The organism is Brachybacterium sp. AOP29-B2-41, assembly GCF_052378395.1.
GTDB lineage: Bacteria > Actinomycetota > Actinomycetes > Actinomycetales > Dermabacteraceae > Brachybacterium.
Genome location: NZ_JBQSXR010000001.1, coordinates 338,223 through 354,321 on the forward strand (window position 1 = coordinate 338,223; position 16,099 = coordinate 354,321).

Sequence of the window (16,099 nt, forward strand, 5' to 3'; positions counted from 1 at the left end):
CGGGACCACGAGCCGTCTCAGCCCGCAGTCACACTCGGTGCCGGGAGCGTCGCCCTGACCTAGAGTGTCGTGACGACCCCGAACTCGAGGATGGAGTGGTGATCATGCACCCCCGTGCAGGCCAGAAGGCACTTGAGGAGGATCTCGTCGACGTCGATGCGCTCCTCGACGCGTATTACGACCTCCACCCGGATCCTGCGGACCCCGATCAGGCCGTCTCCTTCGGCACCTCCGGGCACCGGGGGTCCTCGCTCGACACGGCCTTCAACGAGGACCACATCGCCGCGACCACGCAGGCCATCGTCGAGTACCGCGCCGCGGAGGGCATCCGCGGGCCGCTGTTCGTCGGCCGCGACACCCATGCCCTCTCCCGTCCCGCCTTCGACACCGCACTCGAGGTGCTGATCGGCAACGACGTCGCCGCCCAGGTCGACTCGCTGGACGGCTACACCCCCACCCCTGCCGTCTCCCACGCGATCCTCACGCACAACCGAGGTCGGGCTGCGAACGATCCGGGCCGTGCAGACGGCATCGTGATCACCCCGAGCCACAACCCGCCGCGTGACGGTGGTTTCAAGTACAACCCTCCCCATGGCGGTCCCGCGGACACCGACGCGACCTCCTGGATCGCTGACCGGGCCAACCAGCTGCTGACGGAGGGGCTGCGGGGTGTGCGCCGGCATGGCCGACAGAAGGCCCTCCAGGATGCCGGGCGTTACGACTTCCTGCACACCTATGTGGCGGACCTGCCTAACGTGGTCGACATCGAGGCGATTCGTCGCGCCGGGGTGCGGATCGGCGCTGATCCGCTGGGCGGCGCCGCGGTGGACTACTGGGCCGAGATCGGGGAGATGCATGATCTCGACCTGACAGTGGTCAATCCGGAGGTGGATCCCCGCTGGTCCTTCATGACGCTGGACCGCGACGGGAAGATCCGCATGGACTGCTCGAGCCCGTGGGCGATGGCCTCGCTGCTCGAGAAGCGCGACGAGTACGACATCGCCACCGGCAACGACGCGGATGCGGATCGCCACGGCATCGTCACCCCCGATGGCGGGCTGATGAACCCCAACCACTATCTCGCCACCGCGATCCGCTACCTCTTCGCGCATCGCCCGAACTGGCCGGCCACCGCGAAGGTCGGCAAGACGGTCGTCTCCTCGAGCCTGATCGATCGCGTGGTGGCCTCCCTGGGCCGCGAGCTGTACGAGGTGCCGGTGGGCTTCAAGTGGTTCGTGCCGGGTCTGATCGACTCCTCCGTCGGCTTCGGCGGCGAGGAGAGCGCCGGTGCCTCCTTCCTGCGGCGCGATGGCTCGGTGTGGACCACGGACAAGGACGGGATCATCCTGGCGCTGCTCGCCTCCGAGATCCTGGCAGTCACCGGCCGCTCCCCCAGCACGCTGCACGCCGAGCTGGTCGAGGAATTCGGCAGCAGCGCCTACGCCCGGATGGACGCTCCGGCCAACCGCGAGCAGAAGGCGAAGCTCAAGGCGCTCAGCCCCGAGCAGGTCAGTGCGACCGAGCTGGCCGGCGAGCCGATCGTCTCGGCGATCACCGAGGCTCCTGCCGGTGGCGCGATCGGAGGCCTGAAGGTCTCCACGGAGTCGGCCTGGTTCGCCGCGCGACCCTCCGGCACCGAGGACATCTACAAGATCTACGCCGAGTCCTTCAAGGGTGAGGAGCACCTGAGCCAGGTGCAGGACGCTGCGAAGGCCCTCGTCGACGAGGTGCTCGCAGACTGACAGTGCTGTGACGGAGCGCCGGGTCCCCGCAGGGGTCTCGGCGCTCCGTCTTTTCTCCGCTCCGGCCTTTTCGCTTCCCCGACCTTTTCGCTTCCCCGGCCCTTCCTCCGCATCGGCCCTTCCTCCGCATCGGCCTCCGCGGCCGCTTGTCCATGGTGACGACTGGGCAGGTGCCTGTTCGTCTCCGTGCTCCCGTGGTGCTTCCGGAACATTTCTCCGAGGTTCGCCCGGGGCGATCACGATGACCTCAGCGACCGACGCTGCGAGCGCAAATCGACGGCTGACCAGCATCCATGCAGGTCGACGGCAAAGCCTTGGTCAAGCCAAGGTCAACATTGCGTGGATCACGCTGGCGTGGCGCCATGCACAGCACCCTTGCGCCCACCCCGGAGGCGATGAACGATGGGGTCGAAAGTAAAGGTTCGGTAGGGTAATGTGCTCCGTCGGGCCCACCGAAGATGATGCCGACCGCAGCCACCGAGCTCGCGACCATGGAGGAGGGGGACCACGACTATGCGACTGCGCTCACGTCTGTGTGCCTGCTCCGCCGCTCTCGCCATGGCTCTTCCCGTCGCGACGGCACCCGCTCTGGCCGAGATGCTGGACCTCGAGACCACTCAGTCCGCCCCCGCCGAGCCCGACAGCACCCCACCGGAAGGCTCGAACCAGGAGCCCCCCGATGAGGAGAGTGCCGAGACCGAGGAGCTCCCGAGCGAGAAGCCCACCGTGGAGGGCGACGCCCCCGAGCCGCTCCCGGACGAAGAGCCTCCCGAAACATCCGCAGCACCCGAAGAGGATCCGCAGACCGATGACGATCTGCAGCACGACGGCGATCCACAGACCGATGATGACTCGCAGACTGATGACGACTCACAGACTGATGACGACACTCAGCACGAGCCCACGCACCCGGTCGAGGACCCCGTCATCGAGGATGACTGCGAGGACGACTCGGTCATCCCGGCGCTGCTGCTCACCACCCTCGACGATGAGTGCTCCGGCGAGGAGCAGTCACCCCCAGCCGACGGCACGGAATCTGTCACGGACGCCGAAACGTCGAGCAGCACCCCGCCCACGATCAGCACCCCCGGCAGCCTTCCCAGCGGAGGCACCAACGGGAGCGGGACCGGACAGCCATCCCTGACTCCAGGGCCGTCGACATCGCCCAACACCTCACCCTCGACCTCTTTGCCGGCACCCAGCCCGAGTGAGAGCCCGACGGACGGCTCTGACCAGCCCGATCCACCGGACCCCAGCGTTCCCGAACAGCCCACAGAGGATCCCGAGGAGCCGCCGGAGAGCCCGACCCCCTCGGAAGAGCCGACGCCCGTGGAGAAGCCCGCCACCGACGACGCCACCGAGGGCACTCCCACCGAGGAGCCCGCCCCCGACGCCAGTGCCGATGCAGAGCCGGAGACGACGCCCACGGATCCCGAATCCGCACCCGTCGAACCCGTCGAACCCGTCGAACCCTCCGCGCAGCCCGAGACCGCTCAGCCAGACAACGCGCAGCGTGACACTGCCCCGCCCGCCCCCGAGGAGCCGTCGGCGCCTCCGACGAGCAGCTCCGCGGTGGAGAGCGAGAGCAACGAGACCACTGAGATCAGCGGCGTCGGCGCCGAGACACCGAGCTCTCCCCCTCCGCCGTCACCGCAGTCCGGCGCCGGCCATGATGAAGGCGGCCCGGTGGTCCGGCTGTTCAACGCGATCTCGGAGGACAGCGGCTCCGGCTTTGGCCAGATGCGCCAGGTGCTGATCGCCGCGCTCGGCATCGGCTTCCTGACCACTGCCGGCTTCGTCGGCGCGACCTGGCATCACCGCGCCAGCACCGGGAAGCACGACACCGACGCGTAACCGAGGCCTGAAAGCCCCGACAAGGCCCCGACGCCCCCGGCTCCCCGAGGTGAACAATGCCGTCGTGGGCTCCACAGCGAGCCCCCAGCAGGTGAGCTCAGCGCTCCTCGAGCAGCTCCCGGGCGCGCGCGATGATGCCCGGCACGCTCTCGCGCATCTCGCGGATCGTGCGGTCGAACGCTCCCTGCCCCTCGTACCAGGGGTCCTCGACGGCAAGCTCCGTGGGCAGCGCCGCCGGGTCCGCGCCCGGCTCGAACCGCCGCCACATCGCGATCTGGGGAACGGCCGAACCCTCGGGTGCCTGCTCGACCATCCGCCGCAGCCGCTGCGCGTGATCGGCGGTCATCGGCAGCACCAGATCCCAGGCCAGCAGCTCCGTCAGATGGATCGTGCGGGCGGTGTGCTCGAAGGGCCGCACATAACCTGATCGCTCGAGAGCGAGCTCGGTGCGGTCATCCATCGGCATCCCCTCGGCTTCCCAGCTGGTACCGGCCGACCCCACCTCCACCTTCCCGACCAGGTCGCTCTCCAGGATCGCGGCGCGCAGCATCACCGCGGCGGCCGGGGATCGACAGACGTTGCCGGTGCAGACGGTGAGCAGGCGAATGGGCGACATCCCCCTATTGTGTCAAGCTCGGGGCGCTGCGCGCGCAGAACCGCCGGGGAACGTACACTGGTGACGGGAGTGCATGCGGTGCCCGCGGCAGCGCGAGAGCATGATCGCCAGGGCATGATGGCCCGTGACCACGCAACGACGGCTCAGGAGGACACCCATGGCCGACATTATCCGCGCCCACGACGACGACTGGTCGCTCGTGCGCGAGATCCGTCTTCGGTCCCTCAGCACGGACCCGGCCGCCTTCGGGCAGAGCTGGGACAAGGAATCCACCTATGAGGACTCGGTCTGGGAGCAGCGCGTGCGCGATGCCGCCTGGTTCCTGGCCGTCGAGGACGGACAGCCGGTCGCCGTGGTGGCGGCCCGGCGCGAGGAGGACTCCCCCGCCAACGAGCGCGAGCTCCAGGCCATGTGGGTCACCCCGAACTCTCGCCACTCCGGGATCGCCGGGAAGCTCGCCGAGGCGATCTTCGACTGGTCCCGCGAGGACGGCGCAGACACGATCACCCTGTACGTGGGCCCCCGGAACACGGGTGCTCGCGCCCTGTACGAGAGCCTCGGATTCGCCGACACCGGTGACCGCTGGGAGATCGTCGAGGACGATCCCGATGGGGCCTGGCTGAAGATGGCCCGCGGTCTCTGACGCCCGGTGGGCATCAGCACTCGGCTGACCTCCGCCCGCGCCGGGCTCCGTTCGCTGGCCGCGCGCGGCGGTGACGACCGTCCGCACTGGGCGGCACGCATCGAGAACGTCAAGAACACCGCCGTCGGTCATGCCCTGCGTCGGCTCAGCTGGGATCTGCGGCTGCAGCCCTTCCACGGCTACGGCTCCACCGAGCGGGTCCGGGTGCTGGCGAAGGTGCTGTACGCCTCCCCCGGCACCCCCGCAGACTTCCACGACCAGCCGGTCCACGACCTGCGCACGATGGCGGTGCGCGGCTGGCGGAACTTCGCCGGGCAGGTCGCGCCGCACCGCACCGTACAGATCCTGCTGGGTGATCAGCAGTTCACCGCGCGCGCGGACCGCACTGGCATCGTGGACGCGATGCTCGAAGTCTCCCTGCCCCCCGGCCAGCATCAGGCCGTGCTCTGGACCGTCGCCGGCAACGAGGTCACCGCGGACGTGACCGTCTTCGCGCCGGAGACCGAGGTCGGCATGGTCAGCGACATCGACGACACCGTGATGGTGACCTGGCTGCCGCGCCCGCTGCTGGCCTTCTGGAACGCCTTCGTCGTCCACCAGTCCTCCCGCCAGGTGGTCCCGGGAATGCCGATGCTCTACCAGCGCCTGGTGCGCGAGCACCCGGCGATGCCGGTGTTCTACCTGTCCACCGGCGCGTGGAACGTCTTCCCCGTGCTCAAGCGCTTCCTCTACCGCAACGGCTATCCCGATGGCCCGCTGCTGCTGACCGACTGGGGCCCCACCAACACGGGCTTCTTCCGCTCCGGTCCCGAGCACAAGCATCGCGCCCTCGAGCAGCTGGCCACCGAATATCCCCACATGCGGTGGATCCTGGTGGGTGACGACGGGCAGCACGACCCCACGATCTACGCCGAGTTCGCCGCGCGCCACCCCGAGCTGGTCGAGACGATCGCGATCCGCCAGCTCACCGAGCCCGAGCAGCTGCTCGCGCACGGCTCGCGCCGCCCGCTCCAGGACGCGGCGCCCGCGAACGGCTCTCCGCTCACCCTCGCCGCTCCCGACGGCCACGGGCTCCTCGCCGAGTTCCAGAGGGCCGGGAAGATCTCCTCATGACGACGTCATCCCTCGAGACCGGGAAGCACAGAGAGATCCTGCTGCGCACCGCCCACGACGACGACGCAGACGCCGTGGCCGTCCTTGTGCAGGCCGCCTACCGAGGCGAGGGCGGCTGGACCACCGAAGCGCATCTGGTGGACGGTCAGCGCACCGATGCGCAGGAGGTCCGCGGGATGCTCGCGGACCCCGCGGTGTCGCTGCTGGTCGCTGAGCTCGCCGGGCCCGACGGTTCCTCCGGGCCCGCCGGTGAGGTGGTGGGCTGCTGCTACACCCGCCGCGAACCCACCGACGCCGACGGGGTAGACCGTGCCGAGCTGGGCCTGTTCGCCGTGCACCCCTCGGTACAGTCCCGAGGCCTCGGCGCCCGCCTGCTCGAGGCGCAGGCCGAGCACCAGCGCACCGCCGGGGTGGACATGCTCATGATCCAGGTGCTGCAGTCCCGGCCAGAGCTGCACGCCTGGTACGAGCGCCACGGTTTCGTTCCCACCGGGCACAGCGTCCCCTTCGCAGGCGAGGCCGACTGGTTGAAGGTCGAGGGGCTCGGGATGGACGTCATGGAGCGGCCACTCTGCGCACTCTGAGCGGAGAACCCCCTGTCCAGAGGCGGTTTCTCCGACTAGTCTCAGAGGATGAACACCGACGTCCATCACCCCTCCGCAGCCCGCTACGACCGCACCCCATACCGTCGCGTCGGCCGATCCGGCGTGCTGCTGCCCCCGATCTCACTGGGCTTCTGGCAGAACTTCGGCGAGAACCGCGACCCGCTCACCCTGCGCACGATCGTCCGCCGTGCCTTCGACCTCGGTGTGAACCACTTCGACCTGGCCAACAACTACGGCCCTCCGCCCGGCAGCGCCGAGACCCATGTGGGCCGCATCCTCGCGCAGGACTTCCGCCATCACCGCGACGAGCTGGTGATCTCCACCAAGGCCGGATACCGGATGTGGGACGGGCCGTTCGGCGACGGCGGGTCTCGCAAATACCTGCTGAACTCGCTGGATCAGTCCCTGGAGCGCCTGGGGCTGGAGGACGTGGACATCTTCTACCACCACCGCGAGGATCCCGAGACCCCGCTCGAGGAGACGATGGGCGCGCTCGCCCATGCGGTGCGCAGCGGCAGGGCGCTCTATGTCGGCGTCTCGAACTACTCCCCCGAGAAGACCCGGCAGGCCGCGCGGATCCTTGCGGATCTCGGCACCCCGCTGCTGATCCATCAGCCCTCGTACTCGATGTTCAACCGGCATATCGAGAACAGCCTGCTCGATGTCGTCGGCGAGCTCGGGGTGGGCCTGGCGGCCTTCTCCCCGCTCCAGCAGGGTCTGCTCACCAACCGGTACCTCTCCGGCGTGCCGCAGAGCTCGCGCGCCGCCGGCACCTCGTCCTCCCTCTCCGAGCAGCAGGTCCTGGGCGAGGACTACCAGTCGCGGGTGCGCGGTCTGTCCCAGATCGCCCACGAGCGCGGCCAGAGCCTGGCCCAGCTCGCGCTGGCCTGGGCGCTGCGGCACCGGCAGGTCAGCACCGCGCTGGTCGGAGCCTCGTCGGTGACGCAGCTCGAGCAGAACGTCGCCACCCTCGAGAACCTCGAGCTGACCGACGAAGAGCTCACCCGGATCGATGAGTTCGCCATCGACGGCACCGCCAGGCGCTGAGCTGCCCTTGCACGACGCCCGATCCGGATCCCGGTCCTGCCCCTGCACGACCCCTGCCCGACCCCTGAACCGCTCCCGCACGACATCGAGTCGTAGGTTCTGTGCACTCTGGGTGTCCAGTGGTGCACAGAACCTACGACTCGATGAGTTGCCGCGGGCAGAGGGACTGCCGCGGGCAGAGGGGCTGCCGTAGGCGGATGAGCTGCTGCGGCGGGCGGGCTGCCGCGGGCGGGAATCAGCCGGTGTTCTTCAGCCCCGCCGCGACGCCGTTGATGGTGGTCAGCAGTGCACGCTGGAGCTCCGGGGAGAGCTCCTCACCGCGCTCGGTGGCGGCACGGGCCCGCTGCAGCATCGCGACCTGCATGTAGGAGATCGGATCCAGGTAGCGGTCGCGCACCGCGAGGGTGCGCTTGAGCACCGGCTGATTGTCCAGCAGGCCCAGCACCCCGGTGAGCCGCTCAATCTCGGCGACCGAGAGCTCGTACTCCGCCTTGATGCGGTCGAACAGCGGCCACAGCCGCTCCGGCACCAGCGAGTGCACGTAGTGCGCGGCGATCGCCATGTCCGTCTTCGCGAGAGTCATCTCGACGTTGCTGATCACGGTGCGGAAGAAGTGCCAGTTGCGGTACATCTCGTGCAGATCGGGCTCGAGCCCCGCCTCGCGTGCGGCCTTCAGGCCGGAGCCGGCCCCGAACCATCCGGGCACGATCTGCCGCGACTGGGTCCAGCCGAACACCCACGGGATAGCCCGCAGGCCGTCCAGGCCCTTCTCGGAGGTGGCGCGCTTCGAGGGCCGCGAGCCGATGTTCAGGTCTCCGAGCTGCTCGACCGGGGTCGAGGTCACGAAGTACTCCGGCAGGTCCGGGTCGTCCGCCAGCGTGCGATAGCGCGCATAGGAGGCATCGGAGACCTGCTGCATGACCTCGCCGAAGCGGTCCAGCTGCTCGGGCGTCGAGCGCGGGGTGGTGTGCAGCGCCGAGCCCTCGAGCACCGCGGCCAGCGACAGGTCCAGGTTCTCCCGGGCCAGCGTGGGCAGCGTGTACTTGTCGGAGATGACCTCACCCTGTTCGGTGAACTTGATCTCGCCCTCGAGCACGCCGTACGGCTGGGCTAGGATCGCGTCGTACGTCGGGCCGCCGCCGCGGCCGACGGAACCGCCGCGGCCATGGAACAGGCGCAGGGTCACCCCGTGGCGGGCGGCGGCATCGCGCAGCAGCCGCTGCGCCTGGTGGATCTCCCACTGGCTGGTGATGACGCCGGAGTCCTTGTTGCCATCGGAGTAGCCGAGCATGACCTCCTGGAGGTCGCCGCGCAGGCGCACGATCTCCCGGTAGGACGGATCGCTGAGCATCTCGTCGAGGATCTCCCCGGCGTGACGCAGCTCGGCGACCTCCTCGAGCAGCGGCGCGAAGCTGATGTCCGATCGGTTCTGGTCGCCGCCGGGCAGGGTGACCAGGCCGGCTTCGCGAGCCAGCAGGGCGACGGCGAGGATGTCGTCGGCTCCGTGCGTCATCGAGACGATGTAGGTCTCGATAGAGGACTGGCCGTACTGCCGGTGAGCGTCCCGGATCTCGCCGAACACCTTGTAGGTGGTGCGGGTGGCGTCATCGAGGATCGTCTCGTCCTCGGCGAGCGCCGTGCCGACCAGCGGGCGCCGGCTCGCGAGCTCCGCGGCCAGCACCTTGGTGCGCTCCTCGCGGCTGAGCTCCATGTAGGGCCGGTCCAGCTCTCCGACGCGGTCGAAGAGACGGGCCAGCACGTCGTGGTGCTTCTCGGAGTGCTCGCGCACGTCGAGGACCGCGAGGTTGAGGCCGGATCCGGCGAGGACCTGCTGGGCGACGGCGATCGCACCGTCGGCCGCGCGGCGGCCGCCGTGGCGGGCCAGAGCGCCGCGCAGGACGCTGAAGTCGTCCTGCAGCTCCTCGGAGTCGTAGTAGTCCTTGCCGTGCACATGCGGTGCGCCAGTGCGGATCCGCTCGCCGGTGGCCTTGAGCTTGGCGCGCATGGTGCCGAGCTTGAGGCGGTAGGGCTCCTGCTCGAACATCCGCTGCTGCACCTCGTCGACCTCGGACGGGAAGGCGAGGTCCGCGTCGATGCTCGCGCGCAGCTCCTCGTCCTGACCGGTCATCTCGCTGGAGATCGACAGGTCGCCGATGAGCTCGGAGACGACATCGATCGCGAGTTCGACCGCGGTCTCGGCCTGCATCTGGAGCACCTCGCGGGTGACCTCCGCGGTGACATAGGGGTTGCCGTCGCGGTCGCCGCCGATCCAGGAGCCGAAGCGCAGCGGCACCTGGCGCTCGCGCAGGTCGGCGCCATGGGCACGCAGCTCCTCGCGCAGGTCGTCGAGGAAGCCCGGCATGGTCTGGCGGTACAGCTGGGTCAGGTAGTAGAGCACATTGCGCGACTCGTCCTGGGGGGTGGGACGCTGGCGGCGCAGCTCGTCCGTCTGCCACAGGGACTCGATGAGCTCGGAGAGCAGGTGATCCTGCCTGCGCCGCTCGGGGGTGCCGTCCTCGGTGTCGTTCTCGAGGATGTCCGAGATCTTGCGGAGCTTGGTCAGCACCGCCCGACGGGATGCCTCGGTGGGGTGAGCGGTGAAGATCAGGCGCACGTCGAGCGAGTCGACGGCCTCCTGCAGGCCCTCAGCGCCGACGGACTCGTGGACGGCCGCGACGGTGCGCGGGACCCAGGACTCGGAGGCCGGACGTTCCTGCAGGGAGCGCACGCGGTAGACCTGCTCGGCCGCATTGGCCAGCAGGAAGTACTGGGCGAACGCCCGGGTCAGAGCAGTGGCCTGCTCGATGGGGAGCTCGGCGAGACGGTTCTGGACGTCCTGGGCGCTGGCCTCGGAGTCCGAGGACTTCGCATCCTTGGTGAGCTTGCGGACCTGCTCGACGAGGTCGAGCATCTCCTGACCGTGCTGGTCGGCCAGCGTGCGGCCGAGCAGGGTCGACAGTCGTCGGACGGTCGCTCGCAGTGGGGCGTCGATATGGGGATCGTCGCCGACGACGGGGAACTCGCTCGTCAAGGTCGGGACGGCGATGGCGTCGGTATCTGGCACAGGGCCTCCTGGGGTCGGCACGCCGAGTAGCGGCCGCCGACACAAGCAGGGCGACCGCGTCGGCGCGGAACGAACGGGCACAGACTACAGCGAGGAGCCGTCGGCGCACCCGCAGGGGACAGTCCGCGGACCGCAGCAGGTCAGCCTGCGGTCCGCGACGGGTCTTTCAGAGCACGGCGCGCAGGAAGTCCTGGGTGCGCTGGTTCTCGGGTTCGCTGAAGATCTTGTCCGGCAGGCCTTCCTCGATCACGGACCCCTTGTCGAACATCATCACGCGGTCGGAGACCTCCCGCGCGAACTGCATCTCGTGGGTGACGATCAGCATCGAGATGTCGGTCTCGGCGGCGATGTCCTTGAGCACCGCGAGCACCTCTCCGACCAGCTCGGGGTCCAGCGCCGAGGTGACCTCGTCCAGCAGCAGGATCTCCGGATCCATCGCCAGGGCGCGCGCGATCGCGATGCGCTGCTGCTGGCCGCCGGAGAGCTCCGAAGGGCGGGCATCCTTCTTCCAGCCCATCCCCACCTTGTCCAGCAGCGCCTCCGCCTTCGCCTCGGCCTCGGCCTTCTTCAGACCCATCACGTGGACCGGGGCCTCGATGATGTTCTCCATCACGGTCATATTGGGGAACAGGTTGAAGTGCTGGAAGACCATGCCGATGTCGGTGGTGGTGCGGCGGCGGCGCTTGTCCGGGATGCGCACGCGCTTGCCGCCCTGCTCCTCGTACTGCAGCGGAGTGCCTCCGATGTGGATGTACCCACCGGTGAGCTCTTCGAGCGTCATCACCAGGCGCAGGATGGTGGTCTTGCCCGAGCCGGAGGGTCCGATCAGGGTGACGCGCTCGCCCTTGGTGACCGTGAAGTTCAGATCGTCGAGCACGGTGTTGTCACCGAACTTCTTGACCACGTCGCGGAACTCGATGTGGGGCACGCCGGGCACGCCGGGGTGCGCAGTGTTCTCAGGCAAGTTTCTTCTCCAGTCGTCGGATCAGGAGGGAGGTGGGATAGCTGGCCGCCAGGAAGATGAGGCCGGCCAGGGTGATCGCCTCGGTGTACCGGAAGTAGGTCGAGCCGTAGTTCTGCGCGACGTTCAGGAGCTCCGGGACGTAGATCACGAACAGGAACGGGGTCTCCTTGAACATGGAGATCGCGTAGTTGCCCAGGGCCGGCACGGTGTTGCGGATCGCCTGGGGGACGACCACCGCTCGCCAGGTGCGCATCCGCGGCAGGGAGAGTGCCGTGGCCGCCTCCCACTGGCCCTTGGGCACCGAGTCGATGCCGGCGCGGTACACCTCGGCCATATAGGTCGTGTAGTGGATGCCCAGCACCCAGATGCCGATGGAGAGCGAGGAGTCGACGTACGGCGAGAGCACGAGGTTCGCGAAGACCAGCTGGACCACCAGCGGCGTCATGCGGATGAACTCGACCACCCAGGTGAAGGGGGTGCTGATGATCCTCGGCGCACTGCGCCGGATGATCGCCACCACCAGTCCGAGGACAAGGGCGATGAGGGTGCCGAGCACTGTGGCGATCAGCGTGATCTTGAAGCCGTCGAACAGCAGGTCCGGAAGGACTGCGAAGGCGTGGTCCCAGCTCCACCAGGAATTCTGCGGGGTCATGCCAGACCACCTCCCATCGGCGTGCCGGAGGCCGCGACGGAGCGATCACGGACGACGCGCGCCGTGCGCCCTCCTGAGGGGGTGGTGCCGGGTGCCTGGAAGAGCGAGCGCCATGCCGTGCGCAATGCCGGGCCGCGCCCGATCTGGTGCTTGGCGCGGATCTCCAGTCCGTTCATCAGGATCACGATCAGCCAGGCGATCAGGTAGTAGGCCAGCAGCGCGAAGGAGTACGCGAACCAGGTGCCGGTGCGGTCACGCAGCTGCTCGACCTGGAAGAAAATGTCGTACAGCAGCACCGTGCTGACGATGGCACTGCCCTTGAGCAGCTGGATCCACAGGTTCGACAGGGACGGGATCATCAAGGCCCAGGCCTGCGGGATCACCACCCGGAACATGCCACGGGCCGGGCTCAGGCTGAGCGCGCTGACCGCCTCGTACTGCCCCGTGGGCACCGAGCCGATCGATCCGCGCACGACCTCCGCGGCATAGGCCCCGTAGTTCAGGCCGAGGGCGAGGACGCCCACCAGCAGCGGCTCGAGCCGGAACCCGAGCGGGTACGGCAGCTGCGGGAGCACGAAGGCGAGCCAGAACAGCTGGACCACGAGCGAGGTGCCGCGGAAGAACTCCACGAACACGCGGGCCACGCCGCGCACGATCAGGACCTTCGAGAGCTGCGCGAGGCCGAACACGAACGCGATCACCAGCGCGAGCAGCGCTCCCAGGACCGTGGTCAGCAGGGTGACCTGGAGCCCGTCGAGGATCAACGGCATCCGGTCCAGCACCAGCTGGAGGTTCGGGCCGAGGTCCTGGAAGAAGCCGATCACTCCATCCATCTGTACATCACCTCTCGGTCGACGAACGGCCCGGCGCGACCCGCGAGGGGCCGCGCCGGGACGCCGTCATCGATGGAGCTGGGGTCACTGCAGGGAGGACAGGTCACCGCTGCAGAGGATCTCGCTGGTCATCTCCTCGGGCGGCAGCTCCTCCTCGCTGAAGCCGAAGTCGCCGACGATCGAGAGGTAGCGCTCGGGGTCCCCGATGATCGCGGCGAGCTTCTCGTTGTAGGCGTCCAGCAGCGAGGTGTCCTCCTGGCGGAAGACGGTGCCGCCTGCGCCGACCTGCTTCACACCGTCGATCTCCTGGACGAAGCTCTCGGTCACCTCGACGTCGTCGACGGTGTTGTCGGCGAGCCAGTTCAGGGAGATCGCGGTGAGGGCGAAGGCCGCGGCATTGCCGGCCTTGAGCGCATCCACGCCGTCCTGCGGGCCGCCCACCTCGATGCTGTCCAGGCCGAGCGCGGCGACATAGTCGGACTCGACCGCGCCGGACATGGTGGCGACGGTCAGACCCGAGTCCACGAAGGAGTTCATGTCCACCAGGCCCTCCGGGTTGCCCATGGGCACCATCAGCGCGGTCGTGTACTGGAACTCCGGCTCGCTGAACGCGGCCTGCGCACAGCGGTCCGGGAGGATCGACATGCCAGCGCTGACCGCGTCGAACTGCCGGGAGTTCAGGCCCGGGATGAGCGAGCCCCAGTCGGTGAGCTTGCCCTCGACCTTGTCGATGCCGAGCTCTCCGAAGATCTCCCGGTGCAGGGCGAGGGTCGCGCCCATCAGCTCGCCGCCCTCTTCGAAGCTGTAGGGAGCTTCCCCGGCGAAGCCGACGGTGATGGTCCCGGCGTCCTGCAGCTGGCTGAGGAGGTCTCCCCCGCCGCCGCCGTCGCTGCCACCGGCCCCGGTGTCCTCGCCGCCTCCGGTGCTGGTGCGGCTGCAGGCGGCCAGCCCGCCCAGTGCGGCGGCCGACAGGACCAGACCGCTTCCTCGGATGAAGTGTCGGCGGTTCTGCATGGAGATGCTCCCTTGGCGTGTATGTCTCGTGCTCTGCGGTGATGTACGACACTACCTGCTGTCCGACAATCCGCAGATCATCAATTCGGATCACACCCACGCTAACGGTGCCCAAGGGGTGAAGATCGACCTCGAACCGCTTTCGTGATGGTGTCGTGACCCGTGCGGCAGGCCGGCCCCGAGCCGAGATGTGACAGCGATGACTCGCCACGTGCATGCCTGCACCGGTCGGAGGGCGGATGATTAGATGACGCCCCGCGCGTATCGCGCTCGAGCACAGGAGGATGCGATGCCACCTCGCCAGGAAACGGTCCGGCTGCCGATGATGCAGCCCATCCGCCGCCCTTCGATCATCGATCAGGCCGAGCTCGAGCTGCGCAATGCGATCTATTACGGCGACCTGCGCCCTGGTGACACCATCCCCGAGGTGCAGGTGTCCAAGCAGATGGGGATCTCGCGATCCTCGCTGCGCGAGGCCTGCCAGCGCCTGGTGAGGGACGGTCTGCTCACCCAGATCCCGGGACGCGGCCTCTTCGTGACCATGATGGATGCCGAGACCATGTCGGACTTCATCGACTACCGGCTGGGGATCGAGATGCAGGCCGTCTCGATCGTGGCCGATCGCGTCAGCACCCTGCGGGCGAAAGGCGACGACGGCGCTGTCGAGTCGCTGCTGGCCCCGCTGCGCGATGCCCTGGAGCGGACCCGGCGGGCGCTCGAGGCGGAGGAGGTCATCGAGGCAGGCAACGCGGACCTCGAGCTGCACCAGCAGATCGCCGAGCTCGCCCGGAACCGGTTCCTGATCTCCGCCATGAGCACGATCGTGATCCTCACCCGGATGGGGAGCTTCTCGGACCCGCGCGGCTTCGGCGTGCGGGCCGACATCACGGCCGCCCACGAAGCGCTGCTGGACGCTCTCTCGGCGGGCGATGCCTCACGTGCCCGCGCGGTGCTCCGCGAGACCCTGCAGGAGCTGGCTACCCGCCTGCGCAGCGGGGCGAGCCAGCAGGACGTGGTGCGCGACCCCGATCTGCTGGAGTCCGACGGTCCTGAGTGGACCACCCTCGGCGAGGACAGCCAGCTCTCCTGAGCGCTGCCGCCGTCCCCGACCGGTCCGACAGGTCCGTCCGGGATGCGAGAAGGCCCCTCCCCCGCGGTCATGCCGCAGGGTCGGGGCCTTCTTCGTGCCGATCATCCGGCCGATCAGAATCGGCCATCGGCGGAGACGAGAGGATTTGAACCTCCGAGGCGATTTTGGTCGCCTACTCCCTTAGCAGGGGAGCGCATTCGGCCGCTCTGCCACGTCTCCTGGTGCTGGCTCTCGCGCAGCACGCCGCCACAGCATACGGGAGGCCGGGGAGTGCACCAAAGCGAGAGCGCGCAGATCACGTCACATCTGTGAGCAACCCGTTCAGAGGCCGAGCTTCTCCTGCAGCAGCGCGATGTGCTTCGGGGTGCCGACGCGGTACTTCACGAAGGTCAGCACGCCCTCAGCATCGATCCCGAAGGTGGAACGGATGGTGCCCTGGACCAGCTTCCCGTACATGTTCTTCTCGCCCCATGCGCCGTAGGCCTCCATCACCTGGTGGGTCTCATCCGAGGCGAGCGTGTAGGGAAGCTCCTGCTCGGCGACGAAGCGATCGAGCTCTGCCACCGGGTCCGGGGACACCCCGATCACGCGGTAGCCGGCATCGAGGAACAGCTGGTGGTTGTCTCGCAGATCGCAGGCCTGTTTCGTGCACAGGGAGGTGTTCGCCGCCGGGTAGAACCACAGCAGTACCGGGGCGCCGCGCAGCGCGGCGAGATCCACCCGCCCACCGCCGGCGGTGGGAAGGTCGAAGGCGGGGGCGGCATCGCCTACGGCGAGCTTCACAGGCGCGGACGACGCGGGTGCGGTCGGCTCGGGCGCGGACGACGCGGTTGCGGACGACTCGGGTGCGGACGGCATGGGT

Annotated in this window: 14 protein-coding genes and 1 tRNA gene; 7 read left to right on the top strand and 8 right to left on the bottom strand. The window is 68.7% G+C overall.

Annotation, left to right across the window (positions count from 1 at the left end):
* Positions 1-104 precede the first annotated feature (104 nt).
* Complete coding sequence (gene pgm / locus ACT3T9_RS01575; RefSeq protein WP_441443868.1) at positions 105-1,742, top strand: phosphoglucomutase (alpha-D-glucose-1,6-bisphosphate-dependent); 1,638 nt, start codon at positions 105-107, stop codon at positions 1,740-1,742.
* A gap of 558 nt (positions 1,743-2,300) precedes the next feature.
* Positions 2,301-3,596 carry a hypothetical protein gene (locus ACT3T9_RS01580; protein WP_441443869.1) on the top strand — a complete coding sequence of 432 codons (1,296 nt, stop codon included), beginning with the start codon at positions 2,301-2,303 and terminating at the stop codon, positions 3,594-3,596.
* 97 nt (positions 3,597-3,693) lie between these two features.
* Here the strand turns inward: ACT3T9_RS01580 and ACT3T9_RS01585 are convergent, their stop codons facing one another.
* Positions 3,694-4,212, bottom strand: a complete 519-nt coding sequence (locus tag ACT3T9_RS01585) for an arsenate reductase/protein-tyrosine-phosphatase family protein (RefSeq protein WP_441443870.1) — start codon at positions 4,210-4,212, stop codon at positions 3,694-3,696.
* A 157-nt stretch (positions 4,213-4,369) separates the two neighbouring features.
* On the opposite strand from ACT3T9_RS01585, the gene ACT3T9_RS01590 reads away from it, so the two are divergent.
* The 4 genes from ACT3T9_RS01590 to ACT3T9_RS01605 are packed head-to-tail and all read left to right on the top strand — an operon-like array spanning position 4,370 to position 7,620.
* Positions 4,370-4,855, top strand: coding sequence for a GNAT family N-acetyltransferase (locus ACT3T9_RS01590; protein ID WP_441443871.1), 486 nt, complete (start codon positions 4,370-4,372; stop codon positions 4,853-4,855).
* Between the two features lie 6 nt (positions 4,856-4,861).
* The gene (locus tag ACT3T9_RS01595) at positions 4,862-5,968 is read left to right on the top strand and encodes an App1 family protein (protein ID WP_441443872.1); all 1,107 of its coding nucleotides are present in this window, start codon (positions 4,862-4,864) and stop codon (positions 5,966-5,968) included.
* On the top strand, positions 5,965-6,552 hold the full coding sequence (locus ACT3T9_RS01600; RefSeq protein WP_441443873.1) for a GNAT family N-acetyltransferase: 588 nt from the start codon (positions 5,965-5,967) through the stop codon (positions 6,550-6,552). Before ACT3T9_RS01595 ends, ACT3T9_RS01600 begins: the two co-directional genes overlap by 4 nt.
* Before the next feature lie 48 nt (positions 6,553-6,600).
* Positions 6,601-7,620: an aldo/keto reductase gene (locus ACT3T9_RS01605; protein WP_441443874.1), complete on the top strand. Its 1,020-nt coding sequence runs from the start codon at positions 6,601-6,603 to the stop codon at positions 7,618-7,620.
* 235 nt (positions 7,621-7,855) lie between these two features.
* Here ACT3T9_RS01605 and ppc read toward each other — a convergent pair whose 3' ends face one another.
* The 5 genes from ppc to ACT3T9_RS01630 all read right to left on the bottom strand — a co-directional run bounded on the left by ppc (position 7,856) and on the right by ACT3T9_RS01630 (position 14,147).
* A complete protein-coding gene (gene ppc, locus ACT3T9_RS01610; protein WP_444592523.1) occupies positions 7,856-10,684 on the bottom strand; it encodes a phosphoenolpyruvate carboxylase in 2,829 nt (942 codons plus the stop codon).
* Positions 10,685-10,850: 166 nt separating this feature from the next.
* A complete protein-coding gene (gene ehuA / locus ACT3T9_RS01615) occupies positions 10,851-11,648 on the bottom strand; it encodes an ectoine/hydroxyectoine ABC transporter ATP-binding protein EhuA (protein ID WP_441443876.1) in 798 nt (265 codons plus the stop codon).
* Positions 11,641-12,300, bottom strand: a complete 660-nt coding sequence (gene ehuD / locus ACT3T9_RS01620) for an ectoine/hydroxyectoine ABC transporter permease subunit EhuD (protein ID WP_441443877.1) — start codon at positions 12,298-12,300, stop codon at positions 11,641-11,643. The genes ehuA and ehuD overlap by 8 nt, the downstream gene beginning before the upstream one ends.
* The gene (gene ehuC, locus ACT3T9_RS01625; RefSeq protein WP_444592522.1) at positions 12,297-13,133 is read right to left on the bottom strand and encodes an ectoine/hydroxyectoine ABC transporter permease subunit EhuC; all 837 of its coding nucleotides are present in this window, start codon (positions 13,131-13,133) and stop codon (positions 12,297-12,299) included. The genes ehuD and ehuC overlap by 4 nt, the downstream gene beginning before the upstream one ends.
* Before the next feature lie 84 nt (positions 13,134-13,217).
* Entirely contained in the window at positions 13,218-14,147 is a 930-nt protein-coding gene (locus ACT3T9_RS01630; protein ID WP_441443879.1) for a transporter substrate-binding domain-containing protein, read from the bottom strand.
* A 289-nt stretch (positions 14,148-14,436) separates the two neighbouring features.
* On the opposite strand from ACT3T9_RS01630, the gene ACT3T9_RS01635 reads away from it, so the two are divergent.
* Positions 14,437-15,237, top strand: coding sequence for a GntR family transcriptional regulator (locus ACT3T9_RS01635; RefSeq protein WP_444605824.1), 801 nt, complete (start codon positions 14,437-14,439; stop codon positions 15,235-15,237).
* A 130-nt stretch (positions 15,238-15,367) separates the two neighbouring features.
* Here ACT3T9_RS01635 and ACT3T9_RS01640 read toward each other — a convergent pair.
* Together ACT3T9_RS01640 and ACT3T9_RS01645 are read right to left on the bottom strand one after the other, a co-directional pair.
* Positions 15,368-15,456: transfer RNA gene (locus tag ACT3T9_RS01640), tRNA-Ser, on the bottom strand.
* A gap of 102 nt (positions 15,457-15,558) precedes the next feature.
* Entirely contained in the window at positions 15,559-16,095 is a 537-nt protein-coding gene (locus tag ACT3T9_RS01645; protein ID WP_441443881.1) for a peroxiredoxin, read from the bottom strand.
* Positions 16,096-16,099 lie beyond the last annotated feature (4 nt).